The sequence below is a fragment of the Coriobacteriaceae bacterium genome, assembly GCA_025757745.1.
In the GTDB taxonomy this organism is placed as follows: domain Bacteria; phylum Actinomycetota; class Coriobacteriia; order Coriobacteriales; family Coriobacteriaceae; genus Collinsella.
Genome location: CP107217.1, coordinates 1,710,089 through 1,736,262, shown reverse-complemented (window position 1 = coordinate 1,736,262; position 26,174 = coordinate 1,710,089). Strand labels below are relative to the sequence as shown.

Below are 26,174 nucleotides of genomic sequence, written 5' to 3'. Positions count from 1 at the left end.
AAACTCAAATGCCTTTTCGCGTCCAAGTCGCCAGCTGCAATAGGAAGTGAATCAATGCAGGTGGCTTTCAAGCAGTTTGCAAAACTGCAGGTCGCAGGTCTTCATTGCCAGTAGGAGAAATGAGTAGTCTCAGGTGGCTTGCCCATGAGTTGACGAACGGGATTTGAGATTACGCTGACGTCCGGAAACGCTTCGAGCACGGCGTTACGTTTTTGGTGTTTGGGCGTAGCCCCTGCACCCGCGAGCGCGGGACTTAAGCCCGCCGAGAGGGTGACGCGTCGAAAACGAAAGGGAAAGAGAGAAGGGGCCGTCCCTATTATTCAGGTTGCGACCGAAGAAGACAAGGAGACCCCCTGAGCCTGAATGATGCCCCACAGACCGCGTCCGACCGAGCTCAAGCCGAGCTTTTCCTGACGTCCGCCTTCGCGGAGATGGTGGCTGGATTGGCTATGGATTGGCAACACTTATTTGGACGATTCCGGGAGGGACGGCCCTGCCTCCCTGAACTCGACCGGCGACATGTAGCCCAGCGTCGAGTGGATCCTGAAGTTGTTGTACCAGTGCACGTAATCCAAGAGCTTGGCTCGGAGCTCGCGCGTCCCTCCTCAGTCCTTCGGAGTGGCCGACGATCTCCCCGTTGCAGAGGTCGACGAGCAGGCAGACGTAGTTCCACGACGCCCCGACGCGCACGCAGGCCAAGTCGCTGCATATATGGGTGCACGGCGCCCTGCCGCCGAAGCCGCGCGCGACGACGTTCGACACGTCGGCCTCGTTGACCGCCCCGGGGTGCACCTTGAACCTCTTCCTGCCGTATGCGCCGGCCAGGCCGTTCTCCCTCATGATGCGGCAGACGCGGCGCCGGCTGACGGTAACGCCCGACCTCCCGGGCGACGCCTTGATCTTGCGCGATCCGTTCCGGCCCTTGCTGGCGGCGTGCGCCGCCGCGGCCGCCGTCGCCCCCGACATTAAGGTCCTCAAGGGCCGCGTCGTCTCCGGCGACCAGTTCGTCTCGCCCGCGGAACAGAAGGAGCGAATCCTCGCGACCTTCGGCGATCTGTGCTGCGAGATGGAGGGCTGCACCATCGCGCAGGCCGCCTATCTCAACGGCGTGCCCCTCGTCGTCGTGCGCGCCATCAGCGACAAGCCCTGCGCCGAGGGCCGGGTCGTCGACTACAACACCTTCGAGAAGAAGGCCGCCTGCGACTGCGCCCGCATCGCCGCGCGCATGGTTAAGCTTTAGGCCCTGCGCGCCGGGGCCCTTCTTTATGTTGGGACCCCGGCGCGCCGGGGCCCTTTCCAAAGTGAAGTGTCGAGCCGAAGTGTTGAGCGTCGGCCCTGAATGTTCAATGGCCGTTGTTTTCTGCCCCTCAAGTGGTGGACTTTTCCTCGGAGCTGTTGATTCCCCCCACGCGCCCCCTTCCGTTCTCTGTTCTCCCCTTATACTCCTTGTACGAGGAGGTAAGAAGTCATGGACAAGACCACACAGGACAGCTTGGCAAAGAAACCCGTCGACATGAGGGACAGGATTCTCGAGCATCTCGAGGCTCTCACCTCTGCCGTCTCGCTCGACGACCTTGCCCGTCTGTCCACCTCCGACATCGCCGAGACGCTCATCATCTCCAGGAGCCTGGCGAGCCAGTACCTCAACGACCTTGTTCGCGCCGGTCTTGTGGTTAAGGTGGCGGGCAGGCCTGTCCGTTATTTTCATCGCCGCGCGTTCCAGAAGCGTTTTCAGGTAAAGCTCTCTGCAAGCGAGTATGCCTCGCTCGCCGACCTCATCCAGGCGACGGGAATCGCCGATCACCGCGACTTCGCGCGTGCCGTGGGCTTCGACATGAGCCTCAGCTCCGTTGTCGAGCAGTGCAAGGCTGCGGTTCAGTACCCTCCGTTTGGCCTGCCCATCCTCTTGAGCGGCGGCGTGGGTTGTCGGTAAGTCTTTCCTTTCTCGCCTTGTGTACGAGTACGGCAAGAACCAGGGCTTGCTGTCCCGCGACTCCTCCTATGTGCGCATCGACTGCGCCGGGGTCCCGGACGCCGCCTCGTTCAACGGGCTTCTTGACGAGTCGATCGCGAAAGCGCGCGGGGGTGTGGTCTTTGTCAACGGCATCGAGGCACTCTCTCCCTCTGCGATGGAGCACTGCCTTGCGACGGCCCTCGGGCTCGATGCCTCCCAGGATGCGCCGCGCGCTCGCCTCGTTCTTTCGACGACGCTTTCCGCCGATGACCTGAAGGTTTCCTCGGCCTACAGCAAAATGCCCATCTGTGCCCGCGTCCCCTCACTCAAGGAGCGGACCCCCGAGGAGCGCGAGGATCTCATCTTGAGCTTCCTGCGCAGCGAGGGGTGCCGAATCGGTTCTGATGTGAAGATCAGCCGCGGCGCATACCGTTGCCTCGTGAACGCGGACTTTTCCGATAACATCGCCGGCTTGCGCGCCTGCGTGACGAACTGCTGCGCCAAAGCGTTCCTCAATCGCGAGGGCGACTACGTCGTCGTTCGCCCGTATCTTCTTCCCAGCGGGCTCCTCTCCTCCGCGCAGATCGATCAACAGCCCGACGATGGCGTTCTGATCGACGCGTCTCTGGATGCCGCCGAGAGCACAGGGCCGGTCGAGCAGGCGCTCGATGCCCTGTGCTCCCTCGATGAGCGATTCTGCGCCGGGGAGCTCTCTGTCTCCGAGCTTGTCTCGCAAGCTGTCTCCGCTGTGCGCGGCGTTGAGGATCACTTGATCTTCGACCACGGCGTCGCCTCCTCGAGGTCGCGCGCCTTCGAGCGCGTCGTGGGCGCGGTCCTTGCCGACGCAGGCTCTTCTTATGGCATCGAGCTTTCGAGGAAGGTCGCTTTTCTACTGGCCCAGGAGATTTGCCTGCAGTTGTGGCCGGGTATCGGCCTGGCTAAGCGAAAGTCTGCCTGTGCGGAGCAAATCTCCCATCTCCTCGGTGCCGTGACCTCCGAATTGCCGTTTGCCTCGAGTGTCTCCGATCAGGTCGCCGCAGACGTGGAAGGGGCGCTGGGAATCTCGCTCGATCACTTCACGAAGACGCTTCTGACGCTGTGCGTCGCATCGGAGTCTCGCGATGCGAAGGCCCTTCGGACGCTCTGCGTCATCCTGTCCCACGGCTACTCAACGGCGACGAGCATCGCCGACGCGGCGAACCGTATGCTCGGCATGCATGTGTACGAGGCTGTCGACATGCCCTACGACCAGCAGCTGAAGGACATCGTCGGTCCGCTCCAGCGCCTCGTCGACCGCCATTCCTACTGCACCGGGGTCGTGTTCCTCGTCGACATGGGCTCCTTGGAGGAGGCCTATAAGGCCCTCGAGAACGTTACCGACTCCACTATCGGCGTGGTGAACAACGTCTCTACCGGTCTTGCGCTCGAGATCGGGGTCGGGCTGCTCGGCGGCAAGTCCATCGCCGAGGTTCTTGGCGATGCGACCGCCGCGTGCGTGACGCACTGCAAGGTGATCGAGCGCGTCAACCGTGAGGACGCCATCGTCTTCTGCTCCGAGTCCGGGGTCGACGCCGCGGAGAGGATACGCCAGCTCGTCTCGCAGAGCCTCCCGCGCACCATAGGCGCGCGCCTGCTCACGAGGCCCTTCAAGCAGCTCGTCGCGAACGGGTCGAACGACGCCGTTTTCTCCGAGCACCGCGTCTGCGCCGTCATCGGCACGGGAGACCCCGGGGTCGCCTCCGTCCCCTTCGTCGCCCTCGAGGACATCATGTCGACGGCGTCCGCCTCTAAGGTTGATGTCGTGTTCGGCAGGTGGCTTGACGCTTCCGAGCTCTCTTCTTTCCACGAGAAGCTGCTCTCGAACATGACGCTGCAGAACGTCATCCGCTCCATCACCATCCTCGACCCGGAGCGGCTATTCCATGAGATCGAGAGCGCCGTGCACGAGCTTCAGCGCAGGACAGGCGAGAAGATCGGCAGCAACGCCATCATTGGGCTCTACGTTCACCTCTGCTGTCTCGTCGAGCGCCTTGTTACCAGAAACCCCATTGAGACCTACGTTGGCCAGGACCGCTTCGAGGAGGAACGCGCCGATTTCATCGAGTCCTTCAGGCAGAGCTTCTCGAGCATCTCGACGCGCTATCGCGTAGAGGTTCCCGTAAGCGAGATCGCATATGTCTTCGACTACATAAGCGTGAGCGCCGCCCCGGCGCGAGAAGAGCGCCTCGGCTCCTCGGACCTCCTGCTCGACGAGTGACCTTCCCCGCGCCGCCGCAAGCTGACCGCGCGTCCTCAATAATCCGATAACCCCTTGCCCGGCGCGAATCCGGATAGCGCCGAGGCAGTACCGAACGTAAAACTTCATTTGATAGGAGCAAACATGAGTGTTGTTATGGCACGAATCGACAATCGCCTGCTTCACGGCATCATCGTGACGCAGTGGGCCCCGGTGTCGGGCGCGACCCGAGTCATGGTCATCGACGACAAGGTCGCCGGCGACGAGGTCCTGAAGTCCACCATGAGGATGGCGCGCCCCGCGGGCATGGCCGTTTCGATCATCTCCGAGCAGACCGCGCTCAAGAACTTCGCCGCGGGCAAGTACGACCGCGAGAAGGTCTTCGTCATCGCCAAGGAGCCCGAGACGATGCTTCGCCTGGTCGAGTCGGGCGTCGAGCTCCCGTCGCTGGTCGTCGGCGGCTCGCTCGTCAAGGAGGACGGCATCCAGCTCACCCAGCGCGCCTACGCCTCCGCCGAGAACGTCCAGAGCTACAAGGCGCTCATCGCCCGTGGCGTCAAGGTGACGGCCCAGTTCGTGCCCGCCGACAAGCCCGTCTCCGTCGCAGACCTCATCTAAGGGGGAAATATGGTCAACTTCACTATCCTGCAGGTCGTCCTTTTGACCCTGCTGGCCTTCATCAAGCACGTGGACTACTACGGCATCCCGATGATCTTCGTCAATTACGCCGTTTTCTGGGGCCTCATCACCGGAGTCGTCATGGGCGACTGGAAGACCGGCCTTGTCATCGGCGGCACCATTCAGCTCATGCAGCTCGGCGTCGCGGGCTTCGGCGGCTCCTCCATTCCCGACTACGGCACGATGGCCATCATCGCCACCGCCTACGGCGTGACCCTGGGCTCCGACACGGGCCTCGCCATCGGCCTGCCGGTCGGCATGCTCGGCATCCAGCTCGACGTCGTCGCCAAGATCCTCAACGGCTTTGTCGTCGAGAAGTCCCAGAAGTTCTGCAACGAGGGTAAGTTCAATCAGATGAACGCCATCCTGTGGGTCTGCCCCGCGCTCTTCGGCCTGTGCGCCGCCCTGCCCGTCTTTGTCTCCGTGACGCTCGGCCAGCCCGCCGTCAACTGGCTCCTCGAGGTCATGCCCCAGTGGTTCCTCTCCGGCCTCACCCTCGCCGGCAAGATGCTCCCGGCCGTCGGTATCGCCATGCTGCTCCGCTACATGCCAACCACCAAGTACTTCCAGTACCTGCTCGCCGGCTTCTTCCTCTCGGCCTTCCTGAACGTGCCCATCATCGGCGCCGCCATCGTCGGCGTTGCCCTCGCGATTGCGTTCTACCAGCGTGCCGAGAGGGACACCGAGCTCGCCGCCCACGCTTCCGCAGACGCCTTCATCGGAGAGGATGAGTAACCATGGAAAACGAGAACATCACCGCCGTCGCCGAGGGCAAGCCCTCCGGCTACAAGGTCACCAAGAAGGACCTGCGCAACGCGAACTGGCGCTGGCTCATGAGCGTGTGCACCTTCAACTACCAGACCCAGCAGGGCGCCTCAGTCGCCTACGCCCTCTCGCCGGTCCTGAGGAAGATCTACACGAACGACGAGGACTATAAGCAAGCGCTCAACAACCACTTCCGCTACTACAACACCCAGCCTTGGCTCGCCGCCATCATCCTTGGCGCCTGCGTGGCCATGGAGGAGCGCGACGGCCTAGCGGCGGCGGACGCCGTCCAAGACCTGAAGATCGGCACCATGGGACCGCTCGCCGGCGTCGGCGACTCCCTGCTCATGACCATGATCCCGACCATCATGGGCTCCATCGCCGCTTACATGGCCATCGAGGGCAACCCCGTGGGAGCCGGCATCTGGTTCGCGCTCATCCTGGCCATCTTCTGGGTCCGCATGCACGCCCTCGAGTTCGGCTACAAGCAGGGCGTGAAGCTCGTCACCGACTTCAGCGAGAAGCTTCCCAACCTCACTGCCGCCGCCTCCGTGCTCGGCCTCACCGTGGTCGGCTGCCTCATCGCCTCGGTCATCGGCGTCACCTGCCCGATTAGCTTCAGCTTCGGCGACGTCGCGATGGAGATTCAGCCGCTGCTCGACAAGATCCTGCCTGCCATGATCCCCGCCGCCATCACGGGAAGCGCGTATTACCTTCTTACCAAGAAGAACGCGAGCATGACGGCCCTCATCCTCGTGGTGATCGTCCTCGCGATGGTCGCCTCCGCCGCCGGCATCCTCGCCTAGCTTCGACCCAAGAGATTGGTGAATCAATGAGAAAGATAGTTGTGGCGAGCCATTCCCTTCTCGCCCAGGGCTTCAAGGACACCCTCGAGTTCCTTACGGGTAAGGGCGACGCCGTCAACGCCGTGTGCGCCTACGTGAACGACAACGGCGAGGGGCTCGACGCGGCGGTCGAGGCGGCTCTTTCGGGCACTGACGAGGTCGTCGTCCTCACCGACGCGTACGGCGGCAGCGTGAACCAGCGCTTTTCCCGCTTCGCCTCCGACCGGATCCACGTGATCGCGGGTGTCAACCTCCCGCTCGCCATGACGGTTGCGCTCGCGCGCCCCGACGAGAAACTCGACTTCGACGCCCTCGTCAACGAGGCGCGCCAGCAGATCATCTACGTGAACGGTGCCAGTTCCGCCGAGTGCGACGACGACGAATAGAGGAGGTCGACGATGAGAGAGTTCCTTAAGGACGTGTGGATGCACGGCGGTGAGGAAAGCCGCGCCATCACCCCCGAGAACATCACGGGCGAGAAGGGCCGCGCCGCCATGTCGGCCAGCCACCTCGGCGTCGGCCGCAAGGGCTCGTGCTGCGTGCCCCTTGAGTCCGGCGAGACCATCACGCTCGCGGACATCGAGGGCCCCGGCATCATCCGCCACATCTGGATGACCGTCCCCGACAAGACCGCCGCCGGCAGCTTCGTCATGCGTGACCTCGTGCTGCGCTTCTACTGGGACGACGAGGAGACCCCCTCGGTCGAGTGCCCTGTCGGCGACTTCTTCTGCAACGGCTTCGGTGAGCGCGCCATCGTCAACTCGATGCCCATCTGCGTGAACCCGACGGGCGGCATGAACTGCTACTTCGAGATGCCCTTCAGGAAGCACGCCAAGGTCACGCTTACGAGCGAGCACCCCGGGTTCATTAAGTACATCTTCTACACGTTCAACTACGCGCTCACCGACGTGCCGGACGACGCCATGTACTTCCACGCCCGCTTTAACCGCGAGCGCAGCACCCGCAGGGGCGTCGACTACACCGTGCTCGACGGCGTGCGCGGCAAGGGCTACTACGTCGGCACCTACATGGCCCTGTGCGCCCTGGAGCGCTATTGGTGGGGCGAGGGCGAGATGAAGTTCTTCCTCGACGGCGACGAGGAGTTCCCCACGGTCACCTCGACGGGAGCCGAGGACTACTTCGGCGGTGCCTGGGCCTTCCTCGACAGGCCGCCCCACGCGCTGCCCGAGGCGCAGTGCTTCAACACGCTGTTCGCCGGCTACCCGTACCGCTCGACGCGCGACGCCACGCGCGACCGCTTCAGCGCGGGCAAGCCGAACCCGAATCCGATGCTCGCGACTAACGACGACGCGCTGCCCAGGCACGGCCTCTACAGGTGGCACCTTCCCGACCCGATCTCGTTCAAGGAGGACCTGCGCGTGACGTTCCAGGACCTCGGCAACGACGACATCAAGCTCTACGAGCGCGAGGACGACATCTCCACCGTCGCCTACTGGTACCAAAGCGAGCCGCACGCCGTGCTCGCCCCGTTTGCCGCAAGGCAGGACCGCGTGCCCAGGTAGGGTCGCCTCGAAACAAGCCAACGTTATGGGCGCCCGCGGTTGACCATGACTGCGGGCGTCCCTTTGTAAGGAGGATCACATGAGCGAAAAGCAAATGAGGCTCGGCGCCCTCGAAGCCGGCGGGACCAAGATGGTCTGTGCCGTGGTGTCCGGCGACGGCGAGGTCCTCGACCGTATGGAGACCCCGACGCTTACGCCCGCCGAGACCGTCCCGCAGATGATCGAGTGGTTCACCGCCCGCGATGTGGACGCGTTGGGCATCGGCGCCTTCGGCCCGACCTGCGTCAACCCCAACGACGAGCGCTACGGCTCCATCCTCCAGACGCCCAAGCTCGCGTGGCGAGGCCATGGTCTTCGCGCCGCGTTCGCCGACGCCCTCGGGATTCCGGTGGCCTACGACACGGACGTGAACGTTGCCTGCCTCGGCGAAGTGGTCTTCGGCTGCTGCAAGGGGCTCGAGGACGCCGTCTACGTGACCATCGGCACCGGCGTGGGCGCGGGCGTCATGTGCGCGGGCAGACTCCTTCACGGCATGCTGCACCCCGAGGCCGGTCACATGCTGGTAAGGACCCGTCCCACCGAGGAGGGACGCTGCGTCTGCCCGAGCCACGCGAGCTGTCTCGAGGGGCTCGCCTCCGGCCCCGCCATCGCCGCGCGCTGGGGAAAGCCCGCGGCCGAGCTCGCGGACAACGATGAGGTGTGGGCGCTCGAGGGGGATTATCTGGGGCAGATGTGCGCGAACCTCGTGCTCATGTACTCGCCTCGCCGCATCGTCCTCGGCGGCGGCGTGATGCACCAGGAGCAACTCTACGGCATCGTCCGCAAGAAGACCCTCGAATATCTGGGTGGCTACATCCAGACCGCCGAGCTTAAGGACATGGAGAGCTACATCTGCGCCCCGGGCTGCGGCGGCGACCAAGGAATCCTCGGCGCGGCCGAGCTGGCAAGAAGGGCGCTCGCGTAACTTGCGCTCTCTCCGCCATACAACGCGTTAAGAAAAGACGAGCGCTTCTTGCCAATTGAGCGGCAAGAAGTGCTCGTCTTTTGCATTTGTTTTTGGGGCAGGACGCCCCGCCTCCGCTAGAGTCCCTGGACCGCCACACCCACGAGGTTTGGACCGGTGTGGACAAGAAGCGCGGGGCTGATGTCGGAGCGGACGACCTCCACCGCGTTGGCCACGCACTCGCACAGGGCCTGCTCCATGCGGTCGTAGAGGTCGGCGTGGGCCGAGGTGCGGCTCGCGGCAAAGCGCACCTTGGGGTGCTTCTCGACGATGGCGGCGATGAGCTTGACCTCGGTGCGATGCGGTACTTGCACAGCCATTTCGTGTGCGCGAGGCTGTTGGCTTTCTGGGCCACAGCAATCACCTTCCCCCTAGTATGATGACCTGAACAATCCTCATGCTAGGGGGAAGGTTTTTGTCGCGTAGCGGAAATTGGCCTCCACCCGCTGAGCGGGTGGCTTTCTATGCCGCGCGTGCCGCGCGGCACGGACTAAAGTCCATGAATAAAAACGAGGAAGGCCACGTCCGGCCTCCCTCGCAAAGGGTCTCTGATTACTCCCACTCATTGGGGACAGACTTAAATGAGTGCTCTTGAAATGCCGGCGCCTGGGGACGTTCTTTTTCTGTCTGCAGTTTGGAACGTTCCTTTTAATATGAGCAGGACATTGTCAAGAGGCAAAATCGGGCCTGGCCCCAACGATATGGGGTCAGGCCCTCTCCCTATATCAACCCGTCCGCGGCGACCTCGGCGTGTCTTACCGACGCTCGTCTTTGCAGTTTAATATCCGCCCGTGGCGATCTCTCGCTGGGCAATCCGTTGCTACGGCTGAGGCTTCTACGTCGAACCGACAGTCTGTGCACGCGTGTGGCGCCCTGGGCGCTCGCAGAAAAGGGACCTGAGGTTCGCCTCAACGGCTTCGGATCGAACCGCTTCCGGGGTGACTGGCTTATGTGCGGGGGGCCGCCCCCTACGCCTCCTCGGCCATGAGGCCGACCGCCCACACCCAGCAGGCGAGCTCGCGCGCCGTGGCGACGTTCGCTTTGTTGTTGTGGACCCCGCGCGCGAGCAGGGCCCCGCGCCTCTCGACCAGCCTCCGCACGCCCTTGGCGGCATGCCTCCGGGCGCCCCGGTCCGGGGCCTGGCCCTTGGCGAGGTCCTTCGGCCGCCCCGAGCACGTCAGGTAGTGCCACGCGGCCTCGACCAGCGTCTTCCTCAGGTGCTTGTTGCCGGCCTTGGTGATCGCGCCCCTTCGGTCGCTCTCCCCGCTGGAGTGCTCGGAGGGCGTCAGGCCGACCCACGCCGCGAACGAGCGGGCGTTCCTGAACCTCGAGAACTCGCCGGCCTCGAACACGAGGTCGGCGGCGGAAGCGGTGTCGACGCCCTTGAGGCAGCGCGGGGAGTCGACCCTCCTCCTCCACCTGGGCTTGCGGGCCTCGGCCTCGACGAGCCCCTCGAGCCTCGCCTTCTCCTCCGCAGCCCGCCTGACCGCGTCGACGTAGTAGGCGAGCGCGTCGTTGTCGGCCCCCTCCGCGAACCTAATCGACTCGATCCAGGACCAGTGCGCCCGGGTCCAGTTGCCCTTCCTGCGGCCGGTGGGCGTCCTCTCGTCGAAGACGAGCCCGTGCCTTAGCAGGAACTTGGAGAGCCGCTGCTTCGAGCGCGAGAGGTCGTCCCTCGCGTCCTCGAGCGCCCTGGTCAGGTCGCGGGCGGCCTCGCACTCGTCGTCGGGGACCCACACCTCGACCACGTTGCCGACCGACAGCATGCGGGCGAGGAACTCGGCGTCGTTGCGGTCGTTCTTCCTGCGCCTGTCCGCGCTGGGCTTGATCATCTTCGAGACGGCGCCGACCACGCAGTCGACCCCCAGGCCGGAGAGCCTCTTCTGCAGGTCGAAGCCCGTGACCCCGGACTCGTACACGCACCTGGCCCCGGGGTCCACGGAGCGTACCCACTCCGCGACGGCGCCGGCGTCGTAGCCGAAGGTCGCGGCGCGCACCTCCCCGGTCATGACGTCGAGGGAGACGGCCTTTATCGAGCGGGCGTGGACGTCGAGGCCGACGAAGGTGGTAGTATCGAGCATGGGAGCCCCTTCCATGAATGCGGCGTGGCCGCCGCGGCTGAATTAGACACTCACCATTGTCGGCCTAATCCGCGGTCTTTCATGCAGCAGGGGCTCTCAATGTTTTATGTCCTGCTCATATCGTCTCTGTCGGCAGTTTGGGACGGTCCTTAGAGCTGCAGCGCGCCATGAGCGACGAGGCGAAGCGGATCATCCTGTCTTTTGAGTTCTAAGCATAAGCCCCTGTCTCTGAGCAATGACCGGTTCGCATTTGTGCGCATTTACGTGCGTGGGATTGCGTGAATATGCGTATAGATGCGCCGTTTACGGGATAAAAATGACCGTTTAGCGGTGAGATACGCAAAAACGCGCACAGAAGCGCGTGTTTGTGCGAATATAGAGCTGTCAGAAAGCAAGGCGTTCTATGACACAGGAGGCACATAATGGCAGATTCCAAGCAGGCTCCGCTCGACGCCGCGGCAGCCGCCAAAGCAGCGTTCGCTTCGGTCCAGGACAAGCCGTTCCCCGACGATATTTTTACGGCTCCCGAGCTCCATTGGGCCGTCATCGGTTGCGGCGTTATCGCCAACCAGATGGCTCAGTCCCTTGCTCTTGCCGGTCGCAAGCTTGCGGGCGTCGCCAACCGTACGCCGTCCAAGGCTCAGGCTTTTGCCGAGCAGTATGGCATCGAGAAGGTCTACGACACGGTTGAGGACCCCTACGCCGATCCTGGCATCGACGCCGTCTACATCACTACCCCGCACAACACTCATATCACCTATCTGCGCGCTGCCCTGGCAGCCGGCAAGCACGTGCTCTGCGAGAAGGCTATTACCCTCAATTCCGCTGAACTCGATGAGGCCCGTGCCATTGCCGCCGAGCACAACGTGGTCCTTATGGACGCTACCACGGTGCTCCACATGCCCTTGTATCAAGAGCTGCGTCGCCGCATGGATGCCGGCGAGTTCGGCCGCATGAACCTCGCTCAGCTCAACTTTGGTAGCTACAAGGAGTACGGCGACCTGACCAACCGTTTCTACAATCGCAACCTTGCCGGCGGTGCCATGCTCGATATTGGTGTGTATGCCCTGTCCGTCATGCGCCTGTTTATGGCGAGCCAGCCCGCCGAGGTCGTGTCTCTAGGCAACACCTGCGAGACTGGAGTCGATGTTGCGGGCGGCATCGTCTGCCGCAATGCCGAGCAGCAGCTGGGCGTCGTGAGCCTTACGCTTCACTCCAAGCAGCCCAAGCGCTCGGTCATTAGCTTCGACAAGTGCTATATCGAGGTCAACGATTATCCGCGTGCCGATCACGCGACCATCGTGTGGACTGCAGACGGTCACCGTGAGGAGGTCCACGCTGGCACCGAGGCATACGCTCTGTGCTACGAGATGGCCGACCTGGAGAGGGCCGTTGCCGGCGATGATTCGAAGCGTGAGCTTCTGGGCTATGCTTCTGATGTTATGGAGCTTATGACCAAGCTTCGCGCCGATTGGGGAGTCGTGTACCCCGAGGAGGAGTAAGCGATGCTAGCGGAAGATAGGCTCAACGCGATCGTGTCGATGGTTCAGCAGACCGGCTCGGTTACCGTGCCGGAGCTTGCCGAAGCCCTGGGCGTGACGGCGTCTACCATTCGGCGCGACCTGCAGACGCTCGACCGAGCACACCGTATCGCCAAGGTGCACGGAGGCGCGACAAGTCTGGAGCGCGCGCACGTGACGCGCGACCTAACGCTTAATGAGCGCAGCGATCTCCATAACGACGACAAGGAACGTATCTGCGCCCGTGCGGCGGCGCTGGTGGAGCCCGAGAGCTTTGTATACATCGACTCGGGCTCGACGACGCTCAGGCTCATCGAGCATCTTCCACACCTTGAAGGTGTCACCTATGTGACTGATTCCGTGCTCCATGCTCAGCATCTCGCTTTGCGCGGCATGCGTACCGTGGTGCTGGGCGGCGAGCTCAAACCCGAGACCGAGGCGCTCGTTGGCCCCGATGCCTTGGCAACCTTAGACCGCTACAACTTCAACTGTGGCTTTTGGGGCTCTAACGGCATTGCCGCCGAGCAGGGCTTCACGGCGCCCGATATCGAGGAGGCGCAAGTAAAACGTATCTCGATGCGCCATACGGCCAAGCGCTTCGTAATCTCGGACGCCAGTAAATTTGGCATGGTGGCGCCCGTCAAGTTCGCGGACTTCCGTGACGCAACGATTATTACCGCAGGCGATGTCCCTGCCAAGTACCGGGCAATGGACAACGTCATCACGGTCTAACAGCAAGGGACGGGCTAAGGCCAAAACCACCGCGAAGGGGCAGGAACCTTTGTGGTGGTTTTGACGTTTGTCCAGATAAAACCTGCCAAAATAAACCTGTCCCTTTTTGGCAGGTTTTAGGGCTCCCAGGGGCAGGGGGCTTCGATGTGGATGTGCTCGCCGGTTACGGGATGCGTGAAGGATACGCTGTGGGCGTGGAGCATCAGGCCGCAGGGACGCGGCGTTCCGTACAGGTCGTCGCCAACCAGGGGATGATGCTCGCTTGCCAGGTGCACGCGGATCTGATGCTTACGGCCGGTGAGCAGCTCGACATCAATATACGAGCGCGTGGGCAGGCCACGACGGCTCTTAAGACGCTTGAGCACCTTCACGCGCGTTTGAGACGGCTTGCCGCTGGCGCCGACGCGCATCTTTCGACTGTCGTGTCGGTCGCGGGCGATGGGCTTGTCGATGAGCTTTTCGTTCCAGTCGATCTTGCCCTCGGCGAGCGCCAGGTAGTGCTTTTCGAACGCGTGGTCGATGATCATCTGGTCACAGGCGGGCTGCGTCTGCTTGTCGAGTGAGAACAGCACCACGCCGGTGGTGTTGCGGTCCAAGCGGTTGAGCGGCTGCATGTCGGTCGCGGCAAAGCCGTCGCCCATCGCCAGCAGCAGATCGCTGGCGTAGTCGGTGAGCGTGCGCTCGCCGGTGCCGTCGCCGTGGACGATCATGCCGGCGGGCTTGTCGATGGCCATGAGCCAGGCGTCGCAGTAGAGGACTTGAGGTTCTTCGTTCACGTGTAAGCCTTTCGGTTAGCTAATTCCCACAAACATGCAGCCCGAGGTCGCCCCGCGCAGGCGCGCGGCGGGCTTACGGCCGGCCTGCGCAGCCTCGACGGCGCGACGGACGCGTGCGACAGCGCGGCCCACCTCATCCGTCTCGAGCAGTGCGCCGTCAACCATAAGACGACGCACGCCGGCATCGAGCAGCTGCGGAACCTGCGGCGTGAGGTCGATGGGGTAGGCGTCGTACAAGCGTGAGCGGCCGTGGATGTCGGTACGGACCGGCATGACCTTGCCGTCGATATTCTTGAGCGACAGCTTGCGGGCGCGCAGGCGGCAGTTGGCGCAATCGTGGATGCAGCCGTTGGCAACCTGCAGGATGCAGTGCTCGCTCGTCATAACGCGCGGGCGGCCGAACACGGTGATGCCCAGGGCTGCGGGCGCGGAGGTGCCAAGCGAGACGATCTCGTCGAGCGTGATCTCGGGCGAGAGCCAAAACGCGCCGGCTCCGCGCTCGGCAAGTGCCTCCATGCAAGGGGTGTTGTGCACGGGCAGGCAAGAGCGGACCTCCGCCGTGGCGCCAACCTGGGCGGCCAGGGCAAGCTCAGAGATGTTGCCAATAGCGACCGTGGCGCCGGCAACAACCCACGGGTCGACGCGTACGTGGTCAACGGCGCGGCAGACCTCGTCGAGTACGGGTACGATGCCCTGCTCAAGCGCATCGGCGGGGGAGAGCTCGGCCGCATCGAGCGCGTCGGTGGTCATGTAGATGCGCGTTGCACCCTCGGCGCGAGCGGCCTCGGCGGCCTCGAGTGTGGTGACGGTGGCGCAGATCTGCGGCTCGTCGCGGTAGTGCTCGGGCATGGGGCGGGAATCACTGGTGACAATCGCCGGCAGCTCGAGCGTACGGGCACGCTCGTCATACGGTGCCAGAATGGCCTCCTCCAGCGCCTTGCAGGCGGCGGCGCGCACCTTGTGCACGGCGGAGAAGCCCATGCCGCAACCCTCATCGAGCGCCACATCAAAGCTCGCAGCCTCAAAGGGCGAGGAGCCCATGCGCCCGACGTGCTCCACCAGATCGGCCGCCTCGACGGCGCGAGTCTTGGCTGCCTCGACGGTAAAGCCGGTGGCGGTGGCGGTGAGCGCGGGGTCGTCGCAGCAGGTGAGCGTAACGGTAAACGGCTCACCCAGACGCGCCACGACGGACACATCTACGGCGCGGCGGCGCAGCACGTCGCGCTTGAGCGCGGCACCGGCGGCATCGATGGCGCGCTGGCTGCGGATGACGCGCACGCGGCAGCCCTCGGGCATGCTACGGGGCACGCGGCACTCGATGATGTCGCCCGCGGCGGCATCATCGGCGGCAATGGTGGTTAGGAACTGGTCGAACTCGTCGTCGTGGCGAAGTTCCAACAAGTCGCCCTTGCCCACGGGCTCAAACAACTCAATGCGGGCGATGGCGGCGCGGCGACGGCGGTCGTCGGGCTTGAGGCCGCGCACATCGCGGTTGGCCGGGCGGCTGCCCAGCACCGTGCCCACGATCTGGCCGCGGTTGTTGGACCGCTCGTAGCTCATCATCTCGTCGCCCGAGGTGCCGTCCTGATAGGCGTGCGTAAAGTCGCGGTTGAAGCAGCGCTTGAGCTGGCGCTGGCGGGCGGCTTCCTCGTCCTTGGTAACGGCGGCTCCGGATAGCATGTCGTCAATTTCGTGACGATACACATCAACGATGGAGTACACGTAATCGGGCGCCTTCATGCGGCCCTCGAGTTTGAGCGACGCGGCGCCGGCGTCATACAGACGGCGAACGAGCTGCGAAGTGTTGGTGTCGCGCGGGCATAGAGCGCGCTCGCGACCGGCAGGGGAGAGCGTACGTCCGTTCTCGTCGATCAGCTCGTAGGGCAGGCGGCAGGGCTGGGCGCACATGCCGCGGTTGGCCGATCGCCCCGCCATGGCAAAGCTCGAAAGCAGGCACAAGCCCGAGTAGCAAAAGCAGATGGCGCCGTGGCTAAAGACCTCAAGGTCCACATCGGGCGCGGCATCGTGAATGGTGGCAATTTCGTCGATGGAAAGCTCGCGCGAGAGAGTCACGCGGTCGGCGCCCTGCTCGCGGCACCAAAGGGTTCCGCGGTCGTCGTGGATGTTTGCTTGGGTTGAGATGTGCGTCTCGATGCCGGGCATCGTGCGCTTGACCTCAAAGAACAGGCCCCAGTCCTGGATAATAAAGGCGTCGGCGCCCAGCGTGGAGCAACGATGGATGAGCTGCAGCGCATCGCTCATCTCGGATTCCTTGATGACGATGTTGACCGTGACGTAGACGCGCGAGCCGGCCAGGTGCGCGGCGCGGCAGGCCTGCTCAAAGGCCTCGTCGGTAAAGTTCGTTGCCTTGCGGCGGGCGTTGAAGCTGCCCATGCCACAGTAGATGGCGTCTGCCCCGGCGGCGAGCGCGGCGGCAAAGGGCTCCGGGCCTCCGGCGGGTGCCAAAAGCTCGGGCCTGCGGTTGGTGGTTCGACTGGCGGTTGCGGTCATATCCTGCCTTTCAAAATGCTCAGTTATTCGAAAGTATAGTGGCGCCGTCGCGATGGGCGATGCCCGCAGCCTAAGCAGGACAAAGTCTTCAGCAGCCTCTCGGGCAAAAATGATCCGTTTTCCTCCGTCCCCAAGGGATCAGTGGGTTAGCCCTCCTTGCGAACTTTTTGCAGATAGCGGTAGACGCTGGGCTCAGAGATGCCCAGCGCGGTGGCAGCACAGGCAACGGCGCCCTTGAGCATAAATACGCCGTTGCCGTTAAGGTGGCGAATAACGTCCACGCGGTCGCTCTGACCAAGCGACGCTACATCCAGCCCGCGCGCGCTCAGAAGCTCGGAAATACTGCGGTCGATGAGCTCCTGTGTGGACTCCGAAAGGCTCTCGACTTCGATAGGGGAGGGCTCAGTGCGGACCGGCGCAGCGTCGAAGCAGGCCATAAGCTGCTGGGCCATGGCGTTGATGTTGCGCACGGCCGAAAGATCGGTGTTGACGCAGAGCATGCCGACGATCTCGTTGTTCTCACGGATAAAGTACGTCGCGGACTCCAGCGTCTTGCCGCCGGCGCCGCGGCCCTCGTAGCCCGTAATGAACGGCAGATCGCGATATTTACCATCGTGCATAATCTTGAGTGCCAGATCGGTAGCGGGTCCGCCAATCTTGCGGCCGCTCACGATACCGTTGCGAATATCGACGATGGCGTGGTCGGGATCCGAGAAATCGTGCAGGACGATTTCGCTGTTTTTGCCGAGTATCTGCTCCAGGAAATCGACCATCGGCAAAAAGCGGCGTACGGTCTCGTTCACGAGCAACTCCTTTGGGTGAAATCGGAAATGTTCATAACAATTTTTTCTCATGGTAACACGGTGTCAATTGACTCGCATATTTGCAGGTACATTGCGTAATATAGACGGGCGGTAGGAATGTGGCAGTAAACGGTCGACCAAAAGAAAAGTTAGATGGTAGTTTAAGCGGACACATTTCTGACCTACTGAAATGTTATATGTCAGCTGAAGAATAGTCTGATAACAAAAAATTATTATTAAATATGAGGAAAATCTTCAATACGATATGCAACGAAGGCACAACCTCAGCCCCGCACTGCGTCACAATAGAACGCTAGATGCGAAAACAACTACCTCGAGGATTGGTGGTCAAATGGCCCAGGAGACGGTTACGAACGGCACTGAAGCCCTGTTCACTCGTGAAGGCATGCCGCCCGTTAAGGAAATGATCCCGTGTGCCCTTCAGCACGTGTTGGCATCGTTTGCCGGCATCATTACCCCGGCGGTCATCATGGCCGGCGTCTACGGCTTTAATAGCCAGCAGAGCACCGACATCATTCAGGTCGCGCTCATTCTTTCGGCACTCGACACGGCCCTTCAGGCCTTCGCTCCCTTCCGTCGCATCGGCGGCGGCCTGCCCATCGTCATGGGCGTCTCGTTCGCGTTCCTGCCGGCCCTTCAGGCCATGGGTGCCTCGGGCTTTAGCTTTGGTGCGCTGCTGGGCGGCGAGATTGTCGGCGGTGCTGTCGCGGCCCTCTTTGGTCTGGCCTACAGCAAGATTAAGTGGCTGTTCCCGCCCGTCGTGACCGGTACGGTCATCTTCTCCATCGGCGTTTCGCTGTATCCCACGGCCGTCAAGTACATGGCCGGCGGTATGGGCACGCCGCTGTGGGGCACCCCGCAGGCATGGTGCGTCGCTCTTATCACGTTCGCCGTGGTCTTTGCGCTCGCCAACTTTGGCAAGGGCACGCTCAAGCTGGGATCCGTGTTCTTTGGCATGATCGTTGGCATGATCGTTTCAATCCCCTTTGGCATGATCGATTTCTCCAGCGTCGCCACCGCTCAGGTCTTCGCCCTTCCCAAGCTCATGCCCTACGCGCTCGAGTTTGATCCCGAGGTCTGCATTACCCTCGCCGTCGTGTTCCCCATGGTTGCCATCCAGGTTATCGGTGACGTCTCCGCCGCCTGCCTGGGCTCCATCGACCGTATGCCCACCGAGCGCGAGCTCTCTGGCGCTATCGTGTCCCAGGGCATCACATCTATGGTCGGCGGTCTGCTGGGCGGTCTTCCCACCAGCGCCCTTGGCCAGAACGTGGGCATCATCTGCTCCAACAAGGTCGTCAACAAGTGGGTTTTTGTGACCATCGCGGCCGTTTTTGCCATCGCCGGTCTGTTCCCGCAGCTTTCTGCCGTCCTTTCCGCTATCCCGCAGCCCGTCATCGGCGGCGCGACCGTCGGCGTCTTTGGCACCATCACCATGAACGGCGTGCGCATGTTCACCCGCGAGGGCCTCACGCAGCGCACTACCACCATCGTCGGTACCTCCGTCGTCTTTGGCCTGGGTATCTGGATGGCCAGCGGTTGCCTTGCCGGCGAGGGTATGCCCACCTGGGTGTCCACCGTCATCGGCTCCAATGCCGTAACCCCCACCGCCATCATGGCCATTGTCCTTAACCTGATCCTTCCGCAGACGCCGGTCGTGGCTCAGCACATCGATGCTGCCAAGGACGCTGCCGTGGATCTGGTCTTGCCCGAGAGCAAGAAGTAACCAATTCGGTGCTATTCGTCGGCGGACGTATCGCCTCGTCCGCCGACGTCATGCGGCGTCAAGCTGCACTTCAACCGCCCCTTTTGCGTGCGCCGCTTGTCGAATTACGTTATAGCTAGACATATTATAGGAAGGTATAATATAGCTAGCTATAACGTAAAAGAAGGATGGCCCTATGTTTATCGGAAGAACAGCGGAAATGTCCGAGCTCAATCGACTGTATGGCACGGGCTCCTTTGAGATGCCTGTGATTTACGGTCGCCGTCGTGTGGGTAAAACGCGCCTTATCACAGAGTTCATCCAAGGCAAGAAGGCTATTTACTTTCAAGCTCGTCGTACCAATGCAGAGGCAAACCTGCACGGCTTTAGTCAGGCGATACTTGCAGGCTCGGTTGGTGCTGCAGGTGCGTCGTTTCGTAGTTTTGACGAGGCGTTCGATGCATTGGCCACCATGGCTCGCACGGTACGTTTGATTGTCGTGATTGACGAGTACCCCTATCTCGCCCAATCGAATCCCGAGATCAGCTCGTTGCTGCAAGACAAGATCGATCACTTGTACAAAGAGACCAAGCTCATGCTTATCCTGTGCGGGTCGTCGCTTTCGTTCATGGAAGAGCAGGTGTTGGGGTATGAGAGCCCACTATACGGTAGGCGCACGGCCCAGTTTAAGATCATGCCGCTCGATTTTACGACGACCCTCGGCCTGTGGCAGAGCATGGGTCGCGAAGACGCTGCGGTTTGCTATGGCATGACGGGCGGCATTCCTGCGTATATCGAGAAAGTCGATCCCGCCGCACCGCTCAAGGACAACATCAAACGTCTTTTCCTTACTCCTACGGGCTATCTCTTTGAGGAGCCGAGTAACCTGCTGTTGCAAGAGTGCCGCAATCCCGAGCAATATGATGCGATCGTGCAAGCAATTGCTCAGGGGCGCTCGAAGATCTCGGAGATTGCGAGCTCTACGGGAATCCCTGCGAGCAACGTAAAGAGCTATGTGGATAAGCTGGCGTCGCTTGGGATTGTCGAGCGCGAGCTGCCCCTAAACGAGACGAGCAATAAGCGAGCCGTGTATCTGCTGAGCGACCAGATGTTTAGGTTCTGGTACAAGTTTGTGCCGCAGAACATTGGGCTGATTCAAAACGATATGGCCGAGATGGCGTATAAGCGCATTGAGCCGCACGTATCGGATTACATGGGTACGGTCTTTGAGCTTATATGCAGACAATACGTGTACGAACTCGCGCGCGCGGGCCAGCTCGATGTGGTTCCGGCGAGCGTCGGGCGCTGGTGGGGGACGGATAATCGCACGCATACGCAGGAAGAAATCGACTTGATTGTTGACGATGGCGAGGGCGCTGCGCTGTTTGCGGAGTGCAAATGGCGCAATGAACCGGCGGGCGAAGACGTGCTGCAAAAGCTCGTGCACCGAAGCGAGCTCTTTAGACGGCAGCACAAAAGCTATGCACTTTTCTCAAAAAGCGGCTTTACGCAAAGATGTCAGGAAGCTGCGGCGAACAGGGGAGATACCAAGCTGATCTCGTTTGCCGAGATGTGCGAGCGGAGATAACCAAGCGCGCTCTGATGTAATGCTCGGAATGGATCGCGCTTTCCGGATCGCCCTTCAAGCGGAAAGCGCGTCTCAGAATGCCGCGCCGGCGTTTTTGGCGGTCATGGTTGGAAAGGGGAGCATTGCCTACACACGCGACGATGGCGTGGCGGTGATTCCCATGGCGGCACTTGGGGCGTAGTGGTTTTGCGGGCGTGCCGTGCTTCCTTTACCGAAAATCCATTTGGTAAACCAGATGCTCGCGGATAGAATAAAGTTGACGGCAGCCCAAGTTGTGGATAGCTGGGCAGCGCCGTTGCTTGGTCAAGAGGTCAGTGCCTTAATGACAGCGACTTGTTATGCTTCGAATGCTGCTTGAGTGCCTCGGAAAGTTCGATAAGCGCCGTGAAGAGCAAGACCAAAGCAACCAAGAGCTCTGTGAGCTCTGATGGGCCCGGGATGACCGCTGATTCAAGTCACCGGGCCTAAATTTTTTTCACACATTTGAATAAAGCGGTGTTCCCTTTAGAACCGTCTGTGTGGCAAGTGCCTGGCGCGTGGCATTGCGCCCTGCTTTCATGTCCGCACGAGCGCCTATCCTTACGGCAATGTAGCCGCCTATGTAGCAAGCGGCAAGCAACGGAGAAAGGCCCTAACCGTGTCAGCTGAAAAGACGCCGGGTATCTCGGCTATCGATACGACGAACTTTGCGCGCCAGATTGTGCTGGACTTTGAGTTTGCGCCGGTGCCAAAACAGCGCCAGCGCCGTGGACTGCGCAACGAGATTATCGAGGTCGGCGCCGTCAAGCTCGATTATCACGGTAACGTTATGGGTGAGTTCTCGCAGTTTGTGCAGACGGAATTTACCGAAGGCGTTGCGTTTCCCGTCCGCGAGCTTACAGGGATATCGGCCGTGGACACCGCGATGGCCGATCCGCTCTACATGGTGATCAAAAGGCTCAGCGATTGGATCGGTCGCTACTCCGCCCAGATAGTTTGCTGGAGCGGGACGGACCGTCGACAGCTTTTGACCGAGTGTCAGGCAAAACACATCGACCTTTCCGCATTTCCTACGGACTGGGCCGACCTGCAGGCGTTTTATACCTCGATCATGGACGTGGGCAGCCACGGACGCGTTTCTTTGAGTGACGCGGCGACGTGGTTTGGCATCGAGTTTGACGAGTCGACGGGCCATGCCCACAGTGCCCTAGCCGATGCGCGCGTAACCGCTAAGTTGCTCAAGCAGGCGATGGACGGAGACTATCACGTGAGTCCGCGCGCCCAGGAGATCCGCCAACGGTGGGGGACGGGCGAGCGACCCCAGACGCGCCTCTCTAGCAAGTGCCCCGAGCTGGGCGACCTGCTGCTAAAGCTGAAGGCGGGGGGGAGGTAGGGGGCAGACGGCCATCCGGAGGCGCCTGATCGGCGGCCCCTCGGGGCTTGTCCGTATCGTAGGCAATGCGCCGAATGCTCGCCATCGAAATTTATCGATGGCCTATTACACACTGTAATGGGCTTGAGCCATCCCGGGGAAATTGCCGCGTGACCTATAATGTTTGGAACAGTTAAATGCGCTTTTTGCAATTGTGCAGATAGGTTTTGCTATGGTTTTCGATAAAGAGGCAGCGTTCGAGGAAGCGGTCATCACCGTGCTGAAGCAGCACGGCTGGGACGACGCGGGGGGCGTGCTTCGCTATCCCACCGAGCAGGACCTCATCGACAACTGGGCGAAGATTCTGTTCCAGAACAACGCCGACATAGACCGCCTGAACGGCTGCCCGCTCACCCAGGGCGAGATGGCGCAGGTCATCGAACAAATCGAAACGCTCAAGACCCCACTCGCACTCAACGGGTTCATCAACGGAAAGACCGTCGCCGTCACGCGCGACAACCCCGACGACACACTTCACCTGGGCAAGGAGGTGAGTCTGAAGATTTATGATCGTCAGGAGATCGCAGCCGGCCAGAGCCGCTACCAGATAGCTCAGCAGCCGGTTTATCCTGCGAAGAACAAGATCCTGAACGACCGCCGTGGAGACCTGTGCCTGCTCATCAACGGCATGCCGGTCATCCATATCGAGCTCAAGCGCAGCGGCATCCCCGTCAGCCAGGCCACTGGTCAGATTGAAAAGTATGCCCACGAGGGCGTGTTCACGGGGCTCTTCCGCCTGACGCAGATCTTCGTGGGGATGACCCCCGACGAGGCGCGCTATTTCGCCAACCCTGGCACGGGCACGTTCAACCCGAACTTCTTCTTCCACTGGGAAGACTTCAACAACGAGCCCGTCTGCGCGGGCGACAAACCCGGAACCGACGAATGGAAACGCTTCACCTCCACGCTGCTTTCCATTCCAATGGCGCACCAGCTCATTGGCTTCTACACCGTGGCCGACAGTTCGGACGGCTGCCTGAAAGTTATGCGCAGCTACCAGTACTACGCAGCCTCCGCCATATCCGACAAGGTGCGCAGGTGCAAATGGGACGAGAGACCCAAGAGCAGCACCCCGGGGCGCCCCGGCGGTTACATATGGCATACCACCGGCTCCGGCAAGACCATGACGAGCTTCAAATCTGCCCAGCTCATAGCCGACTCGCGCGACGCCGACAAGGTGATCTTTCTCATGGACCGCATCGAGCTGGGCACGCAGTCGCTCTCCGAGTACCGCGCGTTCGCAGACGACGCCGACGACGTGCAGGGGACCGAGAACACGCAGGTGCTGAAGTCGAAGCTCGCGAGCGACGACCCCAAGAACCGCCTCATCGTGACCTCTATCCAGAAGATGAGCAACGTGAAGGCCGGTGAGGGTAGAATCACCCAGGCGGAACTCAACCGCCTGGCCTCCAAGCGGATCGTGTTCGTCATTGACGAGTGTCACCGCTCCACCTTCGGCGAGATGCTCCAGGACATACGCTGCGCGTTCCCCAACGCGCTGTTCTTCGGCTTCACAGGTACGCCGATTCTCGACGAGAACCAGAAGAAGGGCTCCACCACCGCCATGGTGTTCGGCGAGTGTCTGCACCGTTACAGCATCGCAGACGGCATCCGCGACGGCAACGTCCTGGGCTTCGACCCATATATGGTGACGACCTTCGACGACCACGACGTGCGCGAAGCGGTCGCCCTAGAGCAAGCGAAAGCCGCAACAGTAGCCGAAGCTATCTTCGACGATCGAAAGAGCAAGGTCTTCTACTACTATATGGACTCGGCAAAGGTCCCCATGGGACCGATGGTCGACAGTGCTGGCAACCGCATCAAGGGCATCGAGGATTTCCTCACCCGCGCCCAATACTGGCCCGGCACTCCGCACCACGAAAAGGTCGTAGATGACATCCTGCGCCGTTTCCCGGTGCTCTCCCATGGCAACAAGTTCCATGCAATCTTGGCGACGAGCTCCATTCCGGAGGCGATCGACTATTACCGAGCCTTCAAGGAACGCGCCCCGCAGATGAAGGTGACCGCCCTTTTCGACCCGAGCATTGACAACAACGCCGACTCTACGGTGAGGGAAGATGCCCTGGTCGAGCTCATAGAAGACTACAACAAGGCATACGGCCAGGAGTTTACCATCCCTACATGGCCCGCCATGAAGAAGGACATCTCGGCGCGCCTGTCTCACAAGAAGCCCTACGTCAACGTCGACTCCAACCGCGGCTCTCGCATCGACCTGCTCATCGTAGTGGACCAGATGCTCACGGGCTTCGACTCCAAATGGCTCAACACGCTCTACCTCGACAAGGTCATCGACTACGAGAGCATCATCCAGGCGTTCAGCCGCACGAATCGCCTGTTCGGCCCCGACAAGCCCTTCGGCACGATCCGCTATTACCGTCATCCCCACACCATGAAGGGCTATATCGAAGCGGCAGTGAAGCTGTATTCGGGAGACCGCCCACTCGACATGTTCGTCCAGAAACTACCGGAGAATATCGCGTTGATGGACGCGCGCCTTCAGGAGATACTCATGGTCTTCGAAGCAGCTGGCGTAGGGGACCTCTCCAAGCTCCCCGCATCGCAGGAAGCCAGGCGCAAGTTCGCCAAGGAGTTCGTTGAGCTCAACGAGTTCCTCGAGGCCGCAAAGGTGCAGGGCTTCACATGGGAGCAGGATACCTACGAGTTTGAGGAGAAGCCGGAGGAAGGCGAGCCGAGGGGCAAGTCCTTCTTCGTGCAACCGGTCATCGACGAGCGGACCTACCTCATTCTCGTGCAGCGCTACAAGGAGTTGTTCGCAGGAGGGGGCGGGCCTGGCGACGCGCCCGAAGCGCCCTACGAGCTCGATGGTCATATAACCGAAATCGACACGGGGCTCATAGACAGCGACTACATGAACGCGAACTTCGAGAAGTGGCTGAAATGCCTTGAGCAGGACGACGAGGGTCTTGCCGCCGCGCGCGAGGAGCTCCACCGATCGTTCGCGTCCCTAAGCCAGGATGACCAGCGCTTCGCCGAGCTGTTCCTTCACGATGTCGAGCGAGGGGACGTCGCCCTGGAAGACGACAAGACGTTGAGGGATTACATCACGTCCTATGCCCGCAAGGCGAAAAACGCTCAAGTCGAGCGAATCGTCGAGGCGCTCGGCATAGACGGCGAGCTGCTTGCCACCATGGCCGCGCTTGACCTGACGGAATCGAACATTAACGAGTTCGGGCGCTTCGACGATTTGAAGGACTCGGTGGACAAGACGCGCGCCAAGGCTTTCTTTGAGCAGAAGGAAGGCAAGACGCTTCCTCTGTTCAAGGTGAACACCCGTGCGGCGGCGCTGTTGAAGAAGTTCATCCTGGAAGGCGGCTTCGACATCGACGAATGAGCGGCTTTTTTGAACAGGCGAAATCGAAAGTTTGTCTATCTGAGGGGACGCATGCGACCATGCGTCCCCTCGTTTCAACTTGGGAACAGCGTAAGTTGGGGGAGCTGTTTGTCGAAAGCGATGAGCGCTCCTCAACCGAAGAAATCCTGTCGGTTAGCGTAGCCAACGGTATCTATCCGGCATCCGAATCCGAAAGAGACACCAATCCTGGCGCAAGCATCGCCAATTATAAGATTGTTCGCGTTGGGGACATCGTGTACAACAGCATGCGCATGTGGCAGGGCGCGGTCGGTTCAAGCAGGTACAACGGTATCGTAAGCCCAGCTTATGTGGTTGCAAAGCCTGTAGTCGAGCTTGACTCGACTTGCTTTGGCTACCTGTTGAAGAGGCCTGAATTGCTTTACAAATACCTCTGCAACTCCCAGGGCAACTCCAAAGATACGCAAACTCTGAGGTACGAACGTTTCGCTGAAATTACGGCTGAAGTACCATCGACCATCGAAGAACAGCGAGCAATATCTGATTGTCTAGAGGGTCTCGACAACCTCATCACCCTTCATCAGCGACAGCAGCAAGAAGGCGATAACGTCTTGTGTCTCGGCCGCAAATAGTAAAAACCGTCGATTCGGCTAATGCGAATCGACGGTTT

The 26,174-nt window shown here is 61.4% G+C and carries 22 protein-coding genes and 1 pseudogene; 16 read left to right on the top strand and 7 right to left on the bottom strand.

Annotated elements, in window-relative coordinates; genetic code table 11:
• Nucleotides 1-464: 464 nt before the first annotated feature.
• Both OGM60_07530 and OGM60_07525 read right to left on the bottom strand, forming a co-directional pair.
• On the bottom strand, nt 465-566 hold the full coding sequence (locus OGM60_07530) for an IS3 family transposase (GenBank protein UYJ00175.1): 102 nt from the start codon (nt 564-566) through the stop codon (nt 465-467).
• 292 nt (nt 567-858) lie between these two features.
• Nucleotides 859-966, bottom strand: a pseudogene (locus OGM60_07525) (hypothetical protein).
• Between OGM60_07525 and OGM60_07520 the strand changes: the two are divergent.
• From OGM60_07520 to OGM60_07480, 9 genes are all read left to right on the top strand, one after another.
• Complete coding sequence (locus tag OGM60_07520) at nt 923-1,240, top strand: 5'-methylthioadenosine/S-adenosylhomocysteine nucleosidase (GenBank protein UYJ00174.1); 318 nt, start codon at nt 923-925, stop codon at nt 1,238-1,240. The pseudogene OGM60_07525 and the gene OGM60_07520 sit on opposite strands and share 44 nt — an antisense overlap.
• A gap of 228 nt (nt 1,241-1,468) precedes the next feature.
• Nucleotides 1,469-1,933, top strand: a complete 465-nt coding sequence (locus tag OGM60_07515) for an ArsR family transcriptional regulator (GenBank protein UYI98736.1) — start codon at nt 1,469-1,471, stop codon at nt 1,931-1,933.
• 46 nt (nt 1,934-1,979) lie between these two features.
• Nucleotides 1,980-4,211, top strand: a complete 2,232-nt coding sequence (locus tag OGM60_07510; GenBank protein UYI98735.1) for a PRD domain-containing protein — start codon at nt 1,980-1,982, stop codon at nt 4,209-4,211.
• Between the two features lie 123 nt (nt 4,212-4,334).
• Nucleotides 4,335-4,808, top strand: a complete 474-nt coding sequence (locus OGM60_07505; protein ID UYI98734.1) for a PTS sugar transporter subunit IIB — start codon at nt 4,335-4,337, stop codon at nt 4,806-4,808.
• Between the two features lie 9 nt (nt 4,809-4,817).
• Nucleotides 4,818-5,603, top strand: coding sequence for a PTS sugar transporter subunit IIC (locus OGM60_07500; protein ID UYI98733.1), 786 nt, complete (start codon nt 4,818-4,820; stop codon nt 5,601-5,603).
• Between the two features lie 2 nt (nt 5,604-5,605).
• Nucleotides 5,606-6,439, top strand: a complete 834-nt coding sequence (locus OGM60_07495) for a PTS system mannose/fructose/sorbose family transporter subunit IID (protein UYI98732.1) — start codon at nt 5,606-5,608, stop codon at nt 6,437-6,439.
• Between the two features lie 26 nt (nt 6,440-6,465).
• Nucleotides 6,466-6,864 carry a hypothetical protein gene (locus tag OGM60_07490; GenBank protein ID UYI98731.1) on the top strand — a complete coding sequence of 133 codons (399 nt, stop codon included), beginning with the start codon at nt 6,466-6,468 and terminating at the stop codon, nt 6,862-6,864.
• A 12-nt stretch (nt 6,865-6,876) separates the two neighbouring features.
• Nucleotides 6,877-8,001: a DUF2961 domain-containing protein gene (locus tag OGM60_07485; GenBank protein UYI98730.1), complete on the top strand. Its 1,125-nt coding sequence runs from the start codon at nt 6,877-6,879 to the stop codon at nt 7,999-8,001.
• A 79-nt stretch (nt 8,002-8,080) separates the two neighbouring features.
• Nucleotides 8,081-8,965 (top strand): ROK family protein, encoded by an 885-nt coding sequence (locus OGM60_07480; GenBank protein ID UYI98729.1) that lies wholly within the window; start codon nt 8,081-8,083, stop codon nt 8,963-8,965.
• Nucleotides 8,966-9,081: 116 nt separating this feature from the next.
• Here the strand turns inward: OGM60_07480 and OGM60_07475 are convergent, their stop codons facing one another.
• Complete coding sequence (locus OGM60_07475; GenBank protein ID UYI98728.1) at nt 9,082-9,324, bottom strand: DegV family protein; 243 nt, start codon at nt 9,322-9,324, stop codon at nt 9,082-9,084.
• A gap of 648 nt (nt 9,325-9,972) precedes the next feature.
• On the bottom strand, nt 9,973-11,085 hold the full coding sequence (locus OGM60_07470) for an IS110 family transposase (GenBank protein UYI98727.1): 1,113 nt from the start codon (nt 11,083-11,085) through the stop codon (nt 9,973-9,975).
• Nucleotides 11,086-11,507: 422 nt separating this feature from the next.
• On the opposite strand from OGM60_07470, the gene OGM60_07465 reads away from it, so the two are divergent.
• Together OGM60_07465 and OGM60_07460 are read left to right on the top strand one after the other, a co-directional pair.
• The gene (locus OGM60_07465) at nt 11,508-12,587 is read left to right on the top strand and encodes a Gfo/Idh/MocA family oxidoreductase (protein UYI98726.1); all 1,080 of its coding nucleotides are present in this window, start codon (nt 11,508-11,510) and stop codon (nt 12,585-12,587) included.
• 3 nt (nt 12,588-12,590) lie between these two features.
• Nucleotides 12,591-13,337, top strand: a complete 747-nt coding sequence (locus tag OGM60_07460; GenBank protein UYI98725.1) for a DeoR/GlpR family DNA-binding transcription regulator — start codon at nt 12,591-12,593, stop codon at nt 13,335-13,337.
• Nucleotides 13,338-13,453: 116 nt separating this feature from the next.
• Here OGM60_07460 and OGM60_07455 read toward each other — a convergent pair whose 3' ends face one another.
• The 3 genes from OGM60_07455 to OGM60_07445 all read right to left on the bottom strand — a co-directional run bounded on the left by OGM60_07455 (nt 13,454) and on the right by OGM60_07445 (nt 17,427).
• Nucleotides 13,454-14,113 carry an RluA family pseudouridine synthase gene (locus tag OGM60_07455; GenBank protein ID UYI98724.1) on the bottom strand — a complete coding sequence of 220 codons (660 nt, stop codon included), beginning with the start codon at nt 14,111-14,113 and terminating at the stop codon, nt 13,454-13,456.
• 15 nt (nt 14,114-14,128) lie between these two features.
• Entirely contained in the window at nt 14,129-16,624 is a 2,496-nt protein-coding gene (locus OGM60_07450) for a U32 family peptidase (protein UYI98723.1), read from the bottom strand.
• A gap of 146 nt (nt 16,625-16,770) precedes the next feature.
• Nucleotides 16,771-17,427 carry a PAS domain-containing protein gene (locus tag OGM60_07445; protein UYI98722.1) on the bottom strand — a complete coding sequence of 219 codons (657 nt, stop codon included), beginning with the start codon at nt 17,425-17,427 and terminating at the stop codon, nt 16,771-16,773.
• Between the two features lie 352 nt (nt 17,428-17,779).
• Here OGM60_07445 and OGM60_07440 point away from each other — a divergent pair, with 352 nt between their 5' ends.
• The 5 genes from OGM60_07440 (at nt 17,780) to OGM60_07420 (ending at nt 26,136) form a co-directional block, all read left to right on the top strand.
• Entirely contained in the window at nt 17,780-19,174 is a 1,395-nt protein-coding gene (locus OGM60_07440) for a purine/pyrimidine permease (GenBank protein UYI98721.1), read from the top strand.
• A gap of 175 nt (nt 19,175-19,349) precedes the next feature.
• On the top strand, nt 19,350-20,741 hold the full coding sequence (locus tag OGM60_07435) for an ATP-binding protein (GenBank protein ID UYI98720.1): 1,392 nt from the start codon (nt 19,350-19,352) through the stop codon (nt 20,739-20,741).
• Between the two features lie 637 nt (nt 20,742-21,378).
• Nucleotides 21,379-22,113, top strand: a complete 735-nt coding sequence (locus OGM60_07430; GenBank protein UYI98719.1) for an exonuclease domain-containing protein — start codon at nt 21,379-21,381, stop codon at nt 22,111-22,113.
• A gap of 211 nt (nt 22,114-22,324) precedes the next feature.
• A complete protein-coding gene (locus OGM60_07425) occupies nt 22,325-25,525 on the top strand; it encodes an HsdR family type I site-specific deoxyribonuclease (GenBank protein ID UYI98718.1) in 3,201 nt (1,066 codons plus the stop codon).
• On the top strand, nt 25,522-26,136 hold the full coding sequence (locus tag OGM60_07420; GenBank protein ID UYI98717.1) for a restriction endonuclease subunit S: 615 nt from the start codon (nt 25,522-25,524) through the stop codon (nt 26,134-26,136). The genes OGM60_07425 and OGM60_07420 overlap by 4 nt, the downstream gene beginning before the upstream one ends.
• Nucleotides 26,137-26,174 lie beyond the last annotated feature (38 nt).